Source organism: Cupriavidus sp. CuC1, assembly GCF_044627735.1.
Classification (GTDB): domain Bacteria; phylum Pseudomonadota; class Gammaproteobacteria; order Burkholderiales; family Burkholderiaceae; genus Cupriavidus; species Cupriavidus ulmosensis.
The window spans coordinates 1-15,942 of the sequence record NZ_JBIUHC010000203.1 but is presented as its reverse complement, the minus strand read 5'-3'; the positions used below and the strand labels follow the sequence as shown (position 1 = coordinate 15,942).

19 protein-coding genes and 1 pseudogene are annotated in these 15,942 nt (G+C 68.3%); 11 read left to right on the top strand and 9 right to left on the bottom strand.

All coding sequences use genetic code 11. The annotated features are described in order from the left end of the window. The 6 genes from ACGLHR_RS45830 to mdcH all read left to right on the top strand — a co-directional run. The coding region (locus ACGLHR_RS45830) for a triphosphoribosyl-dephospho-CoA synthase (RefSeq protein ID WP_400102435.1) at positions 1–369 on the top strand (369 nt) is incomplete at its 5' end. After that, positions 369–683 carry a malonate decarboxylase subunit delta gene (locus ACGLHR_RS45825; protein WP_400102434.1) on the top strand — a complete coding sequence of 105 codons (315 nt, stop codon included), beginning with the start codon at positions 369–371 and terminating at the stop codon, positions 681–683. The genes ACGLHR_RS45830 and ACGLHR_RS45825, both read left to right, overlap by 1 nt. Continuing rightward, positions 680–1,531: a biotin-independent malonate decarboxylase subunit beta gene (locus tag ACGLHR_RS45820; RefSeq protein ID WP_400102433.1), complete on the top strand. Its 852-nt coding sequence runs from the start codon at positions 680–682 to the stop codon at positions 1,529–1,531. Before ACGLHR_RS45825 ends, ACGLHR_RS45820 begins: the two co-directional genes overlap by 4 nt. Continuing rightward, a complete protein-coding gene (gene mdcE, locus ACGLHR_RS45815) occupies positions 1,528–2,346 on the top strand; it encodes a biotin-independent malonate decarboxylase subunit gamma (RefSeq protein WP_400102432.1) in 819 nt (272 codons plus the stop codon). Before ACGLHR_RS45820 ends, mdcE begins: the two co-directional genes overlap by 4 nt. 25 nt (positions 2,347–2,371) lie before the next feature. Further along, the gene (locus tag ACGLHR_RS45810) at positions 2,372–3,010 is read left to right on the top strand and encodes a malonate decarboxylase holo-ACP synthase (RefSeq protein ID WP_400102431.1); all 639 of its coding nucleotides are present in this window, start codon (positions 2,372–2,374) and stop codon (positions 3,008–3,010) included. A gap of 7 nt (positions 3,011–3,017) precedes the next feature. Next, positions 3,018–3,962, top strand: a complete 945-nt coding sequence (gene mdcH, locus ACGLHR_RS45805) for a malonate decarboxylase subunit epsilon (RefSeq protein ID WP_400102430.1) — start codon at positions 3,018–3,020, stop codon at positions 3,960–3,962. A gap of 9 nt (positions 3,963–3,971) precedes the next feature. Here mdcH and ACGLHR_RS45800 read toward each other — a convergent pair whose 3' ends face one another. Next, positions 3,972–4,442, bottom strand: a complete 471-nt coding sequence (locus ACGLHR_RS45800) for an Lrp/AsnC family transcriptional regulator (RefSeq protein WP_318236997.1) — start codon at positions 4,440–4,442, stop codon at positions 3,972–3,974. Between the two features lie 162 nt (positions 4,443–4,604). On the opposite strand from ACGLHR_RS45800, the gene ACGLHR_RS45795 reads away from it, so the two are divergent. Both ACGLHR_RS45795 and ACGLHR_RS45790 read left to right on the top strand, forming a co-directional pair. Continuing rightward, complete coding sequence (locus ACGLHR_RS45795) at positions 4,605–5,516, top strand: DMT family transporter (RefSeq protein ID WP_400102429.1); 912 nt, start codon at positions 4,605–4,607, stop codon at positions 5,514–5,516. A gap of 142 nt (positions 5,517–5,658) precedes the next feature. Continuing rightward, entirely contained in the window at positions 5,659–6,045 is a 387-nt protein-coding gene (locus ACGLHR_RS45790; protein WP_400102428.1) for a hypothetical protein, read from the top strand. A 51-nt stretch (positions 6,046–6,096) separates the two neighbouring features. Here ACGLHR_RS45790 and ACGLHR_RS45785 read toward each other — a convergent pair whose 3' ends face one another. The 3 genes from ACGLHR_RS45785 to ACGLHR_RS45775 all read right to left on the bottom strand — a co-directional run bounded on the left by ACGLHR_RS45785 (position 6,097) and on the right by ACGLHR_RS45775 (position 9,465). Beyond that, positions 6,097–7,131, bottom strand: coding sequence for a DUF6352 family protein (locus tag ACGLHR_RS45785; protein ID WP_400102427.1), 1,035 nt, complete (start codon positions 7,129–7,131; stop codon positions 6,097–6,099). A gap of 101 nt (positions 7,132–7,232) precedes the next feature. Then, positions 7,233–8,474: a PLP-dependent aminotransferase family protein gene (locus ACGLHR_RS45780; protein WP_400102426.1), complete on the bottom strand. Its 1,242-nt coding sequence runs from the start codon at positions 8,472–8,474 to the stop codon at positions 7,233–7,235. A 34-nt stretch (positions 8,475–8,508) separates the two neighbouring features. Then, entirely contained in the window at positions 8,509–9,465 is a 957-nt protein-coding gene (locus ACGLHR_RS45775; RefSeq protein ID WP_267606590.1) for a tripartite tricarboxylate transporter substrate binding protein, read from the bottom strand. Between the two features lie 263 nt (positions 9,466–9,728). On the opposite strand from ACGLHR_RS45775, the gene ACGLHR_RS45770 reads away from it, so the two are divergent. Both ACGLHR_RS45770 and ACGLHR_RS45765 read left to right on the top strand, forming a co-directional pair. After that, positions 9,729–10,670, top strand: coding sequence for a LysR substrate-binding domain-containing protein (locus ACGLHR_RS45770; RefSeq protein ID WP_400102425.1), 942 nt, complete (start codon positions 9,729–9,731; stop codon positions 10,668–10,670). Between the two features lie 117 nt (positions 10,671–10,787). Continuing rightward, positions 10,788–11,018 carry a hypothetical protein gene (locus ACGLHR_RS45765; protein WP_400102424.1) on the top strand — a complete coding sequence of 77 codons (231 nt, stop codon included), beginning with the start codon at positions 10,788–10,790 and terminating at the stop codon, positions 11,016–11,018. A gap of 258 nt (positions 11,019–11,276) precedes the next feature. Here ACGLHR_RS45765 and ACGLHR_RS45760 read toward each other — a convergent pair whose 3' ends face one another. From ACGLHR_RS45760 to ACGLHR_RS45750, 3 genes are all read right to left on the bottom strand, one after another. Continuing rightward, positions 11,277–11,696 (bottom strand): carboxymuconolactone decarboxylase family protein, encoded by a 420-nt coding sequence (locus tag ACGLHR_RS45760; RefSeq protein WP_267605553.1) that lies wholly within the window; start codon positions 11,694–11,696, stop codon positions 11,277–11,279. Between the two features lie 83 nt (positions 11,697–11,779). Beyond that, positions 11,780–13,324 (bottom strand): M20/M25/M40 family metallo-hydrolase, encoded by a 1,545-nt coding sequence (locus tag ACGLHR_RS45755; RefSeq protein ID WP_400102436.1) that lies wholly within the window; start codon positions 13,322–13,324, stop codon positions 11,780–11,782. 267 nt (positions 13,325–13,591) lie between these two features. After that, positions 13,592–13,753, bottom strand: a complete 162-nt coding sequence (locus ACGLHR_RS45750) for a hypothetical protein (protein WP_318236989.1) — start codon at positions 13,751–13,753, stop codon at positions 13,592–13,594. Positions 13,754–14,012: 259 nt separating this feature from the next. Here ACGLHR_RS45750 and ACGLHR_RS45745 point away from each other — a divergent pair, with 259 nt between their 5' ends. Continuing rightward, entirely contained in the window at positions 14,013–14,450 is a 438-nt protein-coding gene (locus ACGLHR_RS45745) for a universal stress protein (RefSeq protein ID WP_318236988.1), read from the top strand. Between the two features lie 30 nt (positions 14,451–14,480). Here the strand turns inward: ACGLHR_RS45745 and ACGLHR_RS45740 are convergent, their stop codons facing one another. Further along, positions 14,481–15,542 carry a serine/threonine protein kinase gene (locus tag ACGLHR_RS45740; protein ID WP_400102423.1) on the bottom strand — a complete coding sequence of 354 codons (1,062 nt, stop codon included), beginning with the start codon at positions 15,540–15,542 and terminating at the stop codon, positions 14,481–14,483. A gap of 33 nt (positions 15,543–15,575) precedes the next feature. Next, a pseudogene (locus tag ACGLHR_RS45735) lies at positions 15,576–15,942 on the bottom strand (RNA helicase); the annotation flags it as partial.

Sequence of the window (15,942 nt, the reverse complement as noted above, 5' to 3'; positions counted from 1 at the left end):
GGCTTCCCGCACGTGCTGCGCGCCGGGTTGCCCGAACTGCAGCGCAGCCGGGCGCGCGGCGACGCCGAGCCCAGCGCGCGCGTGAACGCACTGCTGGCCATCATGCAGCGGCTCGATGACACCTGCGTGCTGGCCCGCGCCGGCCGCGAAGGGCTGTCGCTGATGCAGCAAGGCGCGAGCCGGGTGCTGGCCGCCGGCGGCATCGGCACGCTGGCCGGGCGGCGCCTGCTGCACCAGCTCGAGGCCGGCATGCTGGCCTGCAACGCCTCTCCCGGCGGCGCCGCGGATCTGCTCGCCGCCACTTTTTTCCTGGACCGGCTGCCGCTTGCGGTGCCGCCGGCCCATTGCCCAGCGCAAGGAGACAAATAATGGAACAGCTCCAGTTCGAATATCCCGCCGGCGCGCCGGCAAGCCAGCGCGTGCTGGTTGGCGTGGTCGGCTCCGGCGATCTCGAAGTCATGGTGGAGCCCGGCACGGCCGGCACCACGCAGATTCATGTCACCACTTCGGTGGACGGCTACGGCAAGGTCTGGGACGCGCAGCTCTCGCGCGTGTTCAGCGCCGCGCCGCGCGCCGCCATGCGCATCCGCATCCATGATTTCGGCGCCACGCCGGGCGTGGTGGGCATGCGGCTGGCGGAAGCCTTCGAAGCGCTCGGCGCCGATGGCAAGGAGCAAGCATGAACCACGCAGCGCTGCTGAACCGCGAGAGCTTTGTCGAGCTCGGCGCGCGTGCCCGCGTGCATGCGCTGCTCGATCCCGGCACCTTGCGCGAACTTGCCGGCCCCTTCGACCAGCTGGTCTCGCCGTGGCTGGAACGCCAGGGCGTGGTGCCGCAGGCAGATGACGGCGTGGTGGTGGCCAAGGGCCGCATCGACGGCCAGCCCGCCGTGGTCCTTGCCATCGAAGGCGCGTTCCAGGGCGGCAGCCTCGGCGAGGTGGGCGGCGCCAAGATCGCCGGCGCGCTGGAGCTTGCCGCGCAGGACAACCGGCGCGGCGTGCCCACGCGCGCCGTGATCCTGTTCGAGACCGGCGGCGTGCGGCTGCAGGAAGCCAACCTTGGCCTCGCGGCTATCGCCGATATCCACGCAGCCATTGTCGATCTGCGCCGCTACCAGCCGGTGGTGGGCGTGATCGCCGGCACGGTAGGCTGCTTCGGCGGCATGTCGATCGCGGCGGGCCTGTGCAGCTACCTGGTGGTGACGCGCGAGGCGCGCCTTGGCCTGAACGGGCCGGCAGTGATCGAGCAGGAGGCGGGCGTTGCCGAATACGATTCGCGCGATCGTCCCTTTATCTGGAGCTTTACCGGCGGCGAGCAACGCATCGCCACCGGGCTGGCCGACCGCTACGTCGAGGATGACAGCGATGCCATCCGCGCCACGGTGCGAGAGGTCCTGGCGCAAGGCGTGCCAGGCGAGCATCGCAGCGAACGCTATGCGCATTACCTGCAACGCCTGGCCGAATACGATCCGGCGCGCCAGCCGGAGCCGGCAACCGTCCGCACCATCTACGCACACGGAGCAAAGCCATGAGTTCAGCAAACACGCAGGGCCGCGGCGAGGCCTGGCTCGCGGCGCTGACGCGCAATGCCCCGCGCCGCCCCGGCTATCCCGCCACCGTGCAGGTGGCCGACGCCGAGTTGGCGGGCCAGCCGGCACGTTTCATCGCGGTGGTGCCCGACGCCGCCAATGCCTTCCCACGCGTGCGCGACGGCGAGGTCGGGCTGCTTGAAGGCTGGTCGCTGGCGCAGGCCGTGCACGAGATCGTGCTGGCCGACCGGGACGCCAGGATCAAGCGACCCATCGTGGCCATCGTCGATACGCCCAGCCAGGCCTATGGACGGCGCGAGGAAGCCTTCGGCATTCATCAGGCGCTGGCCGGCGCGGCCGATGCCTACGCCACGGCGCGGCTGCAAGGCCATCCAGTGATCGCGCTGCTGGTCGGGCGCGCCATGTCGGGCGCCTTCCTCGCGCACGGCTACCAGGCCAACCGCCTGATCGCGCTGACGGATGCCGGCGTGCAGGTGCACGCCATGGGCAAGCAGGCCGCCGCCCGCATCACCATGCGCAGCGTGGAAGACCTGGAGAGCTTTGCCGCCACCGTGCCGCCGATGGCGTACGACATCGGCAACTACGCCACGCTGGGACTGCTGTGGAAGCAGGTTGGCGTCAGGCAAGCGGCGCAACCGGACGCAACCGACCTCGACACCGTGCATGGCGCACTGCAAGCCGCCCTGGCCGATATCCAGGCCGAGCCGCAACGCGACCTGCGCAGCCGCCTGGGGGGAGAAAACCGCCAGGCTTCCAGCCGCGTACGCGAAGTGCTCGCGCAGCAGTGGCCGGACTGAAGCCGTTGCAAGACCGGCGCATGACATGACCACAAGCACGCTCCTGCCGCACGATCTGGTGTGGCTCGCGGACGCACCGGGCTTCGCCCGGGTCAATGCACTGCCCGAGTGGGCAAGTGCCGCGTGGCTCGCGTGCGCACCGCTGGTAGTGCGGCGCGATGGCGCCAGCGACGCACGCATCCCGGTCGGGCTGCGCGGCACCACGCGCGCGCAGCGCCACGCGGCCTGGCTGCCCGCCGCGCAGGTGGCGCGCGTGGTCACACCGGGCATGATCGCGCGGCAGGCGCGCTGGCGGGATCATCCGCGCCGCGCCGCATTGCCTGCGCTTGTCGCGCTGGCGCGCGTCGCGCCGCTGCTCGACGCGGCGCAGGCGAACTGGGGCGTGACCGGCGGCGTGGGCTTTACGCTGGCCTGCGGCATCGACGTGCTGCATCCGGGTAGCGATCTCGACCTGCTGGTCACCGCGGCAACGCCGCTGCCTGCCGAGCTGGCCCGCACCCTCGCAGCCTTGCTCGATGATGCGCAAGTCCGCATCGACATCCAGGTGGCCACGCCTTTCGGTGCATTCGCGCTGCGCGAGCGCGTGCGCACCGGCGGCCGCGTGCTGCTGAAGACCGCCAACGGCCCTGTCATGAGCCAGGACCCCTGGCAGCCGCAGCCGTGAGCACGCGATGAGCACCCTGTTCACCTTCCCCGGCCAGGGCGCCCAGCGCCCCGGCATGCTGCACGCGCTGCCCGACCACCCGGCCGTGCGCGCCACCATCAGCGAGACCAGCGAGGCGCTCGGACGCGATGTGCTGGCGCTGGACAGCGCAGCCGAACTCGCCTCCACCGTGGCCGTGCAGTTATGCCTGCTGACCGCGGGCGTGGCGATGGCGCGCTGCCTGCTTGCCGAGGGCGCCAAACCCGATGCCGTGGCCGGCCTGTCGATCGGCGCCTTCCCGGCGGCGGTCTGCGCGGGCGTACTGGGCCATGCGGATGCGGTCAGGCTGGTGGCGCTGCGCGGGGAGCTGATGGAGCGAGCGTATCCGAGCGGCTATGGCATGACAGCGATCCTCGGGCTGGAGAGCGGCCCGCTGGAGCGCATCATCGCGCAGGTGCATGGGCCCGCATCGCCGGTCTACCTGGCCAATCTCAATGCCCCCACCCAACTCGTGATTGCCGGCGCGGCGGCGGCCATGGCCCGCGTGGCGGCACTGGCGCTGGACGCCGGTGCCCATGCGGCCAAACCCATCGCCATCAGCGTGCCTTCGCACTGCGCGCTGCTGGACGACGCGGCCGTTGAGCTTGCGCATGCCTTTGACGGCGTGCGCGAGCGCGTGCGCCGGCCGCGCCTACGCTACTTCAGCGCCAGCGCGGCGCGCGAGCTGCGCGATCCGGCGCGCATCGCCGCCGACCTGGCGCGCAACCTGGCCGTGCCGGTGCGCTGGCACGAGGCCATGCTGCTGGCGCGCGAATGCGGCGTGCGGCTGGCGGTGCAAATGCCGCCCGGCAATGTGTTGACGCGGCTGGCCGCGCCGCTACTATCCGACGGCATCGCCGTGGCCTGCGCCGACACGCGCATCGACAGCGTGGTGGCGCTTACGGCGCGCGAAGCGCAGCGGGCGTCGTCCTGAACCGGGGCATTACCCGAGCGGCAATGCCGTGCTGTACAGGACCTGCTTGAGCGCAAAGCTGGAGCGGATGCTGGACACGCCGGGAATGCGCGTGATCTGGTCGATGATCAGCCGCTCCAGCGCTTCCACGTCGGCCACCACCACGCGCAGCAGGTAATCGGCATCGCCCGACATCAGGTAGCACTCCATCACCTGCGGCAGGGTGGTGATGCGCCGCTCGAAGGCGTCCAAGGTTTCGCGGCGCTGCTTGTCCAGCGAGATCTGGATAAACACCACCACCTTCAGGCCAAGCCGGCGCGCGTCGAGCAGCGTGACGCGGCGCGAGATCACGCCTTGTTTTTCCAGCTGCTTGACCCGCGCCAGGCAGGGCGAGGGCGACAGGTTGACGCGGCTGGCCAGTTCCACATTGGTGAGGCTGGCGTCGCGCTGCAGCTCGTTGAGAATCCGGATATCCGTGGCATCCAGGTCGATGTCCAGCACGTTGCGCTCCTGTTTTTACGAATAACAGCATTCTATGCCGCAACGGCAGGAATCTGCAGCTACCTTCGGTTTTTGCTGCGGCGCAATAAACCGTAGACTTTCCAGCATCCCCCTCCCATCTCGTGGCGGTGGGACAACCTGGTCAGAGAGTCGAGTCGAAGCATGCAAGCACAACAAGGATGGCGCCGGTTTATTCCCCTCGCCTGCGCCGTGGCGATCTGGGGCGGCAACTGGCCGGTCATGAAGCTGGGCCTGACCCACGTAAGCCCGCTCTGGTTTGCCGCCGCACGCTTCGTCTCGGCCGCCGCTATCAGCTTCCTCGTGCTGGCTGCGTTGCGCCGGCTGCGCCTGCCCACGCGCCAGGAATGGCCGCTGGTGATCGGCGTGGGCCTGCTGCAGATGGCAGCCTTCACCGCGCTGGCGCTGTGGGCGCTGCAGTACGTGCCGCCGGGCCGGGCCTCGGTGATCGCCTATGCCACCTCGGTATGGGTGATTCCGCTGTCGTCGCTGGTGCTCAAGGAACGGCTGTCGCGCCCGCAGTGGATCGCCACCGGCCTGAGCTATGCCGGCATCGCGCTGATGGTCGCCCCGGCCGTGCGGGACTGGCAGCTGCATACCGCCGTGGGCCTGGTGATGCTGCTCGGCGCGTCGCTGGCCTGGTCGCTCAGCATCATCCAGCTGCGCGCCAACCGCACGGTGCGCCTGGGCGCGGACATGATCCCGTGGGAGACCGCCGTGGCCTCGGTGCCGCTGGTTGTGCTGGCGCTGCTGCGCGACGGCGCGCCCCACTTCCTCTCGGTGCCGGAAATCTGGCCGCTGCTGTTCTACACCGGGCCGCTGGCCACCGCGCTGACCTTTATCGTGGTGCTGAACATGACGCAGGCCTTGCCGCCTGCCGCCACCTCGATCGCCATGCTGTGCGTGCCGCTGATCGGGCTGGTGGTCTCGGCGGTGGCGTTCCAGGAGCGGATCTCGGCGGATCTGTCGGCCGGGCTGGCGCTGATTGCGCTGGGAGTGGCAACGTCGGCGCTGGCGCCGTGGCTGGGAAGGCGGCTGCAGTGGCGCAGCGCGTGATGCCACCAGCCATGCCACACAGCAAGGGTGCTGTGGAAATTAAGCATCAAACGTTACAAGAAGACACAGTTGTATTACCCCGCTAATACCTGACATCGGCGCGCCGGCTTACAGTGGAGCCAATTACTAACCGGAGTCCCCCGTGCGGAAAATTGCCACCCTTTGCGCCATTGCTGCTGTTGCAGGCCTTGCTTCCAGCGCCGCATTCGCGCGCGTGGATGTGGACATCGGCATCGGCCTGCCCGGCCCGGTGTTTGTCGCGCCGGCTCCGGTCTACCAGCCAGCCCCCGTGTACCGGGCCGCGCCGGTTTATGAGCCAGCCCCGGTGTATGTGCAACCCCAGCCCGTGGTAGTGGCAGGCCCTGGTTACTACGGCCCCGGCTACTACGGCCCCGGTGTGCGCGAGCGCGCCTGGCGCGAACGCGAATGGCGCGAGCAGCGGTGGCGTGAACGCGATCGGCGCGAGCGTGATTGGCACGATCACGATCACGAGCATGGGCGCGACCACGACCGCGAATGGCGCCGTTGATGGCGCGCACGTGGTTGCTATTGCTGGTCGTGGTGCTACTACGGCCAGCTTCTACGAGACCGAGGCCAGAGGCAGGTTCAGCAGCAGATTCTGCGGCTTCACCTTGAGGATCCCGGCCTCGTTCATCGCCGCCGCCAGGTAGACGGGCCGGCCAGCCACATCCGGCCTGACCACGGATGGATCGGCAAAATCCAGCCGGAACAGCGACAAGATGCGCCGCTGCCGCTCCGGCTCCAGTTCCACGCCGCGATACAGGTCATTGAGCAACAGCGTGGCCTGCGCGTCCAGCCCGATATGCCAGGCCCACTGCCGGTCCTCGATCGCGGACAGCGGCATCACCGCCACCTCCACCCCGAAGAAATGCCGCACCCAGCGTGCGATCACGCGGCTGAACGCCCCCAGCGCCGCACTGCCGCTGGCAAAGCGGATCACCGTGTCGTGGCGCTCGTTGCGCCCCCAGTAAGCCTGCGCGTTATCGCGATCCAGCACATCCAGTTCCACCTTGCGCGCCGGAATCTGCGCTTCGGCCAGCATGCGGCCTAGCTCGCCGTAGACACTGCCCGACGCGTGCAGCTCGACCGTGTCGGCATCTGCCAGCATCACCCCGCCTTCCTGCAGCGACACCTTCTGCGCGCGTGAGAACAACTCCGCGGCACGCCACTCCATCGGGTCCGGGTTGTCACTGCCATAGAGGATGCCATGCACGATCAGGTGCGCGAGCTGGTCGATAAAGACCGGCGGCACGCTGACATTGCCCTCCCTGAAGATATCCAGATAGGCTGCCTCGATGGTCGGCGCGGCAAGCAGGCGCTCGCGCATGGCCAGCACCACGCCGTAGTTGTCACGGGCGTCGGCATCTTGCAAGGCGGCGAGTTCGCTGGCCGGCACCACCCGCCGCGGCTGGGCGATCAGCGCCGCATGCAGCGCTCGCTCTGCATCGCACGAGGCTTCCACCGGCGCCACCTCGGGGCGGTGCCACCACATCCGCAGCAGGTGGTCGCTGACCAGCAGCCGGCCGTCGCTGTCGCGCGCGGCGGGGTCGAAGCCGGAATGGGGCCAGGCGTCTTGAGGCCAGAGGGCGGGCATGGGGCGGCGCCATGGGTGGCGCAAGGTAGCTGAACGGAAGCTTCAGTATCCCATAGCGCTGCCCACGGCCACAGCGCGTCCCGCGTGAAACGAGCCGCGGCTCAGCCGGCCAGCGCCGCGCCGCCCTGGCTGGCCACCACCGCCCGCCGCAAGCGCGCCACGCCTTCCACGATCTGCGCATCGGACGCGGTGGCAAAGGATAGCCGCAGCGCGGCCGAGCGCTGGACATCCACGCCAAAGCTGGCGCCCGGCACATACATCACGCGTGCCGCGATGGCGTGCGGCAGCAGGCTTGCCGCGTCGGCCACGCCATCGATCTCGCACCACAGGAACATGCCGCCTTGCGGGATTTCACTACGCAGCCCGGCGCCGAAGGCACCGGTCAGAGCCCGCACCATCAGGTCGCGCTTGTGGCGGTACAGGTCAATGATGCGCGCGGTCTGGCGGGGCAGCAGGCCGTCCGCCAGGCAGCTTGCCATGGCGAGCTGCAGCCATGGCGAGGTGCACAGATCGCAGACTTGCTTGGCGATCACCGCGCGCCGCAGGATTTCGGCGGGCCCGGCCATCCAGCCCAGGCGCAGCCCGGGCGCCATGGTTTTGGAGAAGCTGCCGAGGTAGATCACCCAAGGCGTCAGCGCGGGATCCTGCGCAGCCAGCGACAGCAGCGAGGGCAGTGGCTCGCCGTCAAAGCGCAGGCTGCCGTAGGGGTCGTCTTCCACCACCACGATGCGGTGCTGCGCGGCGAGCGCTAGCAAGGCGCGGCGGCGCGCCAGCGCCAGCGTGCGCCCGCTCGGGTTGGCGAAGGTGGGCACCAGGTAGAGCAGGCGCGGCCGTTCGGCATCGGGGCAGTCCGCCAGCATGGTGGCAAGCGCCTGCACGCACAGCCCGTCCTGGTCCGAAGGGATGGCGCGCACGGCGGCGCCGGCCAGCCGCAACGCCTGCACGGCGGCGGGATAGGTGGGCGTTTCCACCCACACCGGCGTGCCCGGCGCGACGAAGGCCCGCACCAGCAGGTCGAAGCCTTGCTGCGAGCCCGAAGTCACCACGATCCGCTCGGGTGGCAACGGCGTGCCGCGCTCCGCCATCAGCGCGGACAGCGCCTGGCGCATCGCGGGCATGCCCTCGGTCGGCCCGTACTGCAGGCATTGCGCGGGATCGGTGGCCATGACCTTGCCCGCAGCATCCTGCAGCGCGGCGGCATCGAAGCTGGCCGGCGACGGGTAGCCACCCGCGAACGAGATCATGTCCGGCAAGCTCATGTAGGGGAACAGCTCGCGAATGGGCGAGCCTTGCGGCTCCCGCATGGCCGGCGCGAACGCGTACGGATGGACTGGCGTGCTCATGGGATGCTCGGTGGGAGATCAGTCGATCAGTCGATCAGTCGACGGTGGCGCCGGAGAGCTTGACGATCTCGCCCCACTTGCGGCGGTCGTTGCGGACCAGTTCGGCGAATGCTTCCGGCGAGTTCGGCGCCAGCTCGGCGCCCTGCTCGCGCAGCTTGGCCTGGATGGCGGGATCGCTGGTGGCGCGTGCCAGGTCGCGGCTGATCTTCTGCGCAATCGCGGCGGGCAGGCCCTTGGGCGCAAACAGGCCGAACCACGGGCTGGCGTCGAAGCCGTCGACCGGCCCGGCCGCTGCCACGGTGGGCACATTGGGCAGCGCCGCCGAACGGGCTGCGGAGGTGACCGCCAGGGCCTTGAGCTTGCCGGCACGGACGAACTGGATCGATGCGGGCAGGTTGTCGAACATCACGTCGACACTGCCGCCCATCAGGTCAGCCAGCGCCGGGCTGCTGCCCTTGTAGGCAACGTGGCTCATCTGCGTGCCGGTCATGCGCTGGAACAGCTCACCCGCCAGGTGGGTCGAGGTGCCGTTGCCGGCCGAGGCCATGTTGACCTTGGCGGGATTGGCCTTGAGGTAGGCGATGAACTCCGCCAGCGTGGTGACGCGCGCGCGCTCGGCAAACGCCGGCGAGATCACTACCACGTTGGGCACCTTGGCCACCAGCGACACGGGCACGAAGTCCGCGGCGGCGTCATAGGGCAGCTTCTTGTACAGCGTGGGATTGATGCCGAACTCGCCGACCGAGCCCATCAGCAGCGTGTAGCCATCCGCCGGCGACTTGGCCGCCACGCCGGTGCCCACGATGCCGCCGGCGCCGGGACGGTTGTCCACCAGCACCGGCTGCTTCCACATCACGGTGAGCTGGTCGCCGATCATGCGCGCCACCATGTCGGTGGTGCCGCCGGCCGGGTACGGCACGATGATGCGGACCGGCTTGTTGGGGAAGTCGTCCGCACTGGCCGTGGCCGCGGTCATGGCCAGCAAACCCATTGAAATGCCGCAATGGCCGATGATGCGAAGCAGTCGATTCATGCCGGTCTCCTCGTTTCCTTATTGGTTGTGATGTCCCGTCTCTTGTCTCTTGGGGGGCGGGGAACGCCGGAAGGCATATAGGTAACATTCCGGGAGTTCGGCATTTTTAGTCATCAACTTTTTTACATCAAGCGAGATTTACGCATAGGATGATGACTTCCATGCATCAAGCTGAGTCACCAGCGCGATGCCTAAGTCAACCGCCCCCTGCTACTCGCCCCATGAGCGCCTCCCGCATTCCCAGCCTCAGCAGCCTGCGCGCTTTCGAAGCCGCCGCCCGCCACCAGAACCTGCGCCGGGCGGCGGCGGAGCTCTGCCTGAGCGAGAGCGCCGTCTCGCGCCAGATCGCCACGCTGGAGAGCCAGCTCGGCGTGGCGCTGTTCCACCGCGCCAACCAGCGCGTCAGCCTGACGCCGGCCGGCTCGCTGTACGGCTATCAGGTGCGGGAAAGCCTGCAAAAGCTGCAGCGCGACACGCTGGATATCATGGCGCACGAGGGCGCGGGCGGCATCGTGGAACTGGCCTGCGTGCCGACGCTGGCAGTGGAATGGCTGATTCCCCGCCTGCCCGCCTTCTACGCGCAGCATCCCCAGGTGGTGGTCAACTTCAGCGCGCAGGCGGATGTGTTCCTGTTCGACGGCACGCCATACGACGCCGCCATCCACTACGGCGAAGCCAACTATCCGGGTGGCCGCGCCGACCCGCTGTTCGATGAGGAATCGGTGCCGATCTGCCATCCGGAACTGTTTGCCGGCGAGGGGCCGGTCACCGCCGAGCGGATCGCGCAGGCGCCCTTGCTGCATCTGTCGACGCGCCGGCTGGACTGGAAGAACTGGATGGAGGCGGCCGGCGTGGCCGATGTCAACGCCATGCGCGGCACGCGCTATGACCACCACAGCATGGTGATCAGCGCCGCCCGCGCAAAGCTCGGCGTGGGCCTGGTGCCGCGCTTCCTGGTGGAGGAGTACTTGGCGCTGGGCCTGCTGGTGATGCCGGTGGCGCAGGCCATGCGCTCGCAGCGCGCCTACTACCTGGTGGCGCCCGACTCGCGGCCGATGAGCGACGCCATGTCGCGCCTGCGGACCTGGCTGCTGGCGGCGGCGCAGGATTTTGCGGCGCGGCAGGCATTCCGGCAGGCGCCTGAGGTTGCGCGGGACGCTTAATCAAAAAATTTGAATATCGAATACGATACAAGGACCCGTATCGGTCCCTCGCCAGATCTATCCTTTGTCACATGGAGACGGAACACCTTCTCCCAATTTCAACAAGGCAGATAGATCATGAGAATCACCACCGCCCGCCTGTTCCTCGCTGCCGCCATCGCCGGCACCGCCCTGCTCTCCCTGAACTCCGCCTTTGCCGCGGACGCCCGCGGCACCCATGCCGGCGACAACTACGGCTACGTGCACCGCACGGCCGACGCCAATACCGATGGCGCGCGCAAGGTCGATGCTTTCAGCGACGGCGCCCGCACGGTCAAGCACGACTATCCGTTCGGTTTCTCGGTGTGAGCACCAAGCAAGACAGCACATACAGCAGGAACCCATCATGACCATCAAAGACACCGCCCTGATCCTCTCCGGATGGATCGCCGCCTGCCTGGGCAGCGGATGGCTGGTGACTTTTGCCGCGCAGGCGCTGCAGCGTTAGGGATGGCATGAATGCCACCCCGGGGGAACGCCCCTATCTCGCCGCATTCTGGCATGATTCCGGATGCCCGCAGCGGCCGTGAACCTTCCCCGAGCCTTTCCCCGCTTGCGACCGCCCGCTCAGCCCTTGACGTTGGCAGCTTCCAGCACTTCGGCCAGCTTGCGCCCGGCGTCCAGCGCCGCCGGAAAGCCGCAGTACACCGCGCTGTGCACTACCAGTTCACGCAATTCCTGCGGCGTCACGCCATTGGCCAGGGCGCCGCGCAGATGCCCGGTCAGTTCCTGCGGCCGGTTAAGCGCGATCAGCATCGATACCGTAGCCAGGCTGCGCTGCTTGCGATCCAGGCCCTCGCGCGTCCACACGGTGCCCCAGGCGAATTCCGTCACCAGTTGCTGCAGGCCGACATCGCCCTGCTGTTGCGCGGCGTCGAACGCACGCTGCACGTATTGCTCTCCCATGACTTCCGAACGTACCTGCCGGCCGGCTTCGAAGGCCGGCGTTTGCGCGTAGGCGGCGGGGTCTTGCTTGGCTTGCGTCATCTCGTTATCTCCCGTGACTGGATGAGAAATCAGGCAGGCGCCGCCACGTTCCGGCGGATGCGCGGCGCCTGTGGCGTTGGGTCTTACTTGAACGGTGTCTGCAGGATACCCATCACGGTACGAATGCCATCGCGGTAGTTGCCCAGCCGCATATTCTCGTCGTAGCTGTGCTGGTTATTGTCCGCATTGACCAGCGGCACGATCACGAACGGCGCCTGCAGCGCCTGCACCGCCGCGCCGGTCGGCACGGTGCCGCCCATCATGCGGATCTGCACCGGCGCCTTGCCGTAGGACTGCTGCATGGCCTGCGTGAGCCACTGGCTGATGGGCGCCGACAGGTCCGTGCGTGCGGCGGAACTAGAGGCCGAGACTTCGCCCGCGGTGACCGAGGCCAGCTTGGGATAGCGCGCGCGATCGTCATCCGTGGGCTCGCCCTTGACCAGGTGGTAGCCCTGCTTTTCCACGTGCTGCCTGACGAGCGCGAACAGGGATTCGGGGCTGGTCTCCGGCACGGTGCGGATATCGATATCGGCCACCGCCACTTCCGGAATGATGGTGCGGGCCTTCTCGCCCACATCGCCGGCGGCCATGCCGCGCACGTTCAGCGTGGGGTACTGCATGGCCTCCTGGTAGTTGGCGCCAACCCGCTCGGCGCGCGCGATGCCCAGGCGGCGGCGCAGCGCGGCTTCGTCATCGGGCACGGCGGCCATGATGCGGCGCGCGCGTTCGTCCATCTTCACCGGCTTGTAGTAGCCGGGAATGGTGACGCGGCCCTCATCGTCCTTCATGGTGGCGAGCAGGCTCGCCAGCCGCTGCGCGGGGTTGGCGGCATAGTTGCCGTAGTGGCCGCTGTGCAGGCCCTGGCTGGCGCCGAACACCTTGAGCTGCACCAGCAACACGCCACGATTGCCGAAGATCAGCGTGGGCTGGTTGCTCTGGTGCATCGGGCCATCGAAGATCACCATGCCGTCATTACGCAGTAGCGCCAGGTTGTCTGCGATCACCTTGCCCAGCGAGGGCGAGCCCTTCTCCTCCTCGGAGTCCAGCAGCACCTTGATATTGACCGCGGGGTCCGCTCCGGCAGCCTTGAGCGCATCCATGGCCGCGAGGAACATCACGATGGGACCCTTGTCGTCGGACGAGGAACGGCCGAACACGCGCCACTCGGGATCGACCTGGCCGCCATAGAGTTTCTCCAGCGGCAGTGTTTCCCACTTGCCATCGGCGCTACGCGCCTTGAGCGTAGCCTCCCACGGGCTGGGCTGCGCCCACTGCGACGGCGTCACCGACTGGCCGTCGAAATGCATGTAGAACAACACGGTCTTGCGCGGGCCGGCGCCTGGCTGCGCGCTGGCGGGATATTCAGCGTAGACCATGGGCTTGCCGTTGTTGGGCAGCTCGCGCGCCTGGAAGCCGCGCCGGGCGAAGTCCTTGACCAGCCAGTCGGCGTTTTTCCGGATATCGGCGGGCACGGTGGCGTCGTTGGGCAGCGCCAGCAACTCGACCCATTCACGGAAGCTGCGCGCGGCGGCCTGGTCGGCCTGCTGCTGCAGCTGCGTGCTGTCGAGCGTGGCGGCATGCGCGCCCGCGGCCAGCAGCACGGCGCCGAGGGCGGTGCACACGGTCATGCAGACCGCGGTGCGCAAGGGGGTTCGGTGGGTGCGGGAATCGGTATGCAGGGGCGCGGAATGCGGCGCGCTGCCAGGCGCGCGGGCACGGGAACGTAGTCTCATGTTTCTTGTTGGATAGGAAAGTGCATGGCGACGGATACGGGGGGCGGGCCGCAAGACAGCCGCGCGGCCCGCACCGGCAGTCTGAACCGCTCCATGCAACTTGTCCACGCACGGCGCCCCTGGCGGCGCGCCTTCATTGTGCGTGGCTTTGCGCAGGCGCCCTCAGGGCCCCTGCTCGTCGGGCGACTGCGAAAAGCCCTCTTCGCGCCGCGAAATGGCACTGGCCAGCCCGAATTCCATGGCAAAAAGCAGGATCAGCGCGAGCATGGCCAGCGCGCCGATCGCCAGCCGGTAGTAGATCCACATGGCGGCAAGCCGGAACATCCGACAGAGTTTTCCTATCTGCAGGGTAGGTTCCGGCGCGTCAAAAAGGCGCTTAGATGCCTTGGACGCGGTGCAAAGAAACTGTCAAAACGCGCGACGAAATCCCCACGGGAAGGTGCCGCCTATTGCACGCCATTTGATCTGGATCCAGGCAAGATTGCCCGCGGGGTGCCATGATGATCGTAGTGACCGCCCCCGAGCCACCCCGGCGGAGGCCGCCATGCCGCAACGATTACAGCCATTACAGGAGATAGCAGCCATGACCAATATCGTGCTCGCCACCGACGGTTCGCCGTTTTCCGACGAAGCTGCCCGCTTCATCGCCGAAGGCAAATTGCTGCAACGCGGCTTCACCGTGCATGTAGTCCACGTGACGCCCGAGGTAACCGGGCAGGTCCGCGCCTTCGTCAACAAGGAAACCATCGACGCCTGGCATCAGGAAGAAAGTGGCAAGGCCATGAAGTCCGTGGCCGACATACTCGCCACCGCCGGCATCGCCGTAGAGCAGCATGCCTTGCACGGCTTCGCGCCGGAACGCATCGTCGCCTACGCCACCAGCGTGGGCGCGCAAGGCATCGTCATGGGCACGCACGGCCGCGGCGCGTTCTTCGATGCGGTGATTGGTTCGGTGGCGGGACGGGTGCTGGCGCACGCGCCGTGCCCGGTAGTCCTGGTCAAGGCCCCGGGCAAGAAGTAAGGCAGCCGGCCTGGGCTGGCCGGTGCCGGGTCAGACCGGCCAGAGCGGTGGCTCGTCCATCAGCGCGACCTGCTCGCGCAATTCGAGGATGCGGTCCTGCCAGTAGCGGGCAGTGCCAAACCACGGGAACGCCGCCGGGAAGGCCGGATCGCGCCAGCGGCTGGCCAGCCAGGCGCTGTAATGCAGCAGACGCAGCGTGCGCAGCGCCTCGATCAGGTAAAGCTCACGCGGTTGGAATTCCGCGAAATCGTCATAGCCGGCCAGGATGTCGGCCATCTGGCCCTGCATGGCGGCGCGGTCGCCCTCCAGCAGCATCCACAGATCCTGCACGGCCGGTCCCATGCGGCTATCGTCGAAGTCGACAAAGTGCGGCCCGGGCGGGCGCGTGCCAGCCTGGGACTCCTCGATCCACAACACATTGCCGCGATGGCAATCGCCATGCAGCCGCAACTGCGCCACGTCGCCCGCGCGCTCGAAGCAGCGGCGAGCGCCATCCACGGCGAGATCGGCAACCGCCTGCCAGGCCGGGCGCAGTTCCAGGGGAATGCAGTCTTGCGCCAGCAGCCAGTCGCGCGGGGCCACCCCGAAGGTGTCCACGTCGATGGTGGGGCGCGCCTGGTAAGGACGCGTGGCGCCGACCGCATGGATGCGGCCGATGAAACGGCCAAGCCAGGTCAGCGTGTCGGCACGATCCAGCTCCGGCTCGCGTCCCCCGCAGCGGGGAAACACCGAGAAGCGAAAACCGGCGTGCGCCAGCAGTGTGGCACCGTCGCGCGCGATGGCCGGCACCGCCGGAATCTCGGCATCGGCCAGTTGCTGCACGAAGGCATGTTCTTCCAGGATGGCGGCGTCGCTCCAGCGGCCGGGGCGGTAGAACTTGACCACCACCGGCGCGCTGCCTTCGATCCCCACCTGCCAGACCCGGTTCTCATAACTATTGAGCGCCAGCAGGCGGCCGTCCGGCTCGAAACCGGCGGCCTCCATCGCATCCAGCATCAAGTCCGGCGTGAGGCTGGCGTAGGGCACGCCACCGTCATCGGCGGGCGTGCCGCCGTCGCCAGGCACCTGGAGGTCAAACCCTGAACTGGACATTGCGCGTGGCCGCCGTTGGGGAACGTTGGGGAGTTAGCGCGTAGGCTTGGCACGCTGGCCGCCAAGCAGCGCGGCTTGCGGCGCCGGGCGGCGACCGCGTGCCGCGGGATCCTGTCCGGTGCGCGGCTGTGCGGCGTGGGTGTTATTAACGTTGGCACCGGCGCGGTTGCCGTTGACATCGCCATTGCGGTCGCGGTTGCCGTTGCCCGCGGCGCGGTTGCCATTGGCCTCGCCAGTGCGGTTGCCATTGGCGTTGCCGTTGCCGGCGGTGCGATTGCCGTTGGCCTGGCCATTACGTGGGCTGCCTTGCCCGGCCGAAGCCGGACGGCCGCTGCCCTGCGGCGCGCGGCGCTGGCCTTGCCCGTCAGCCGCGGCCGGAGCCGGGCTGCGGCCTTGCGGC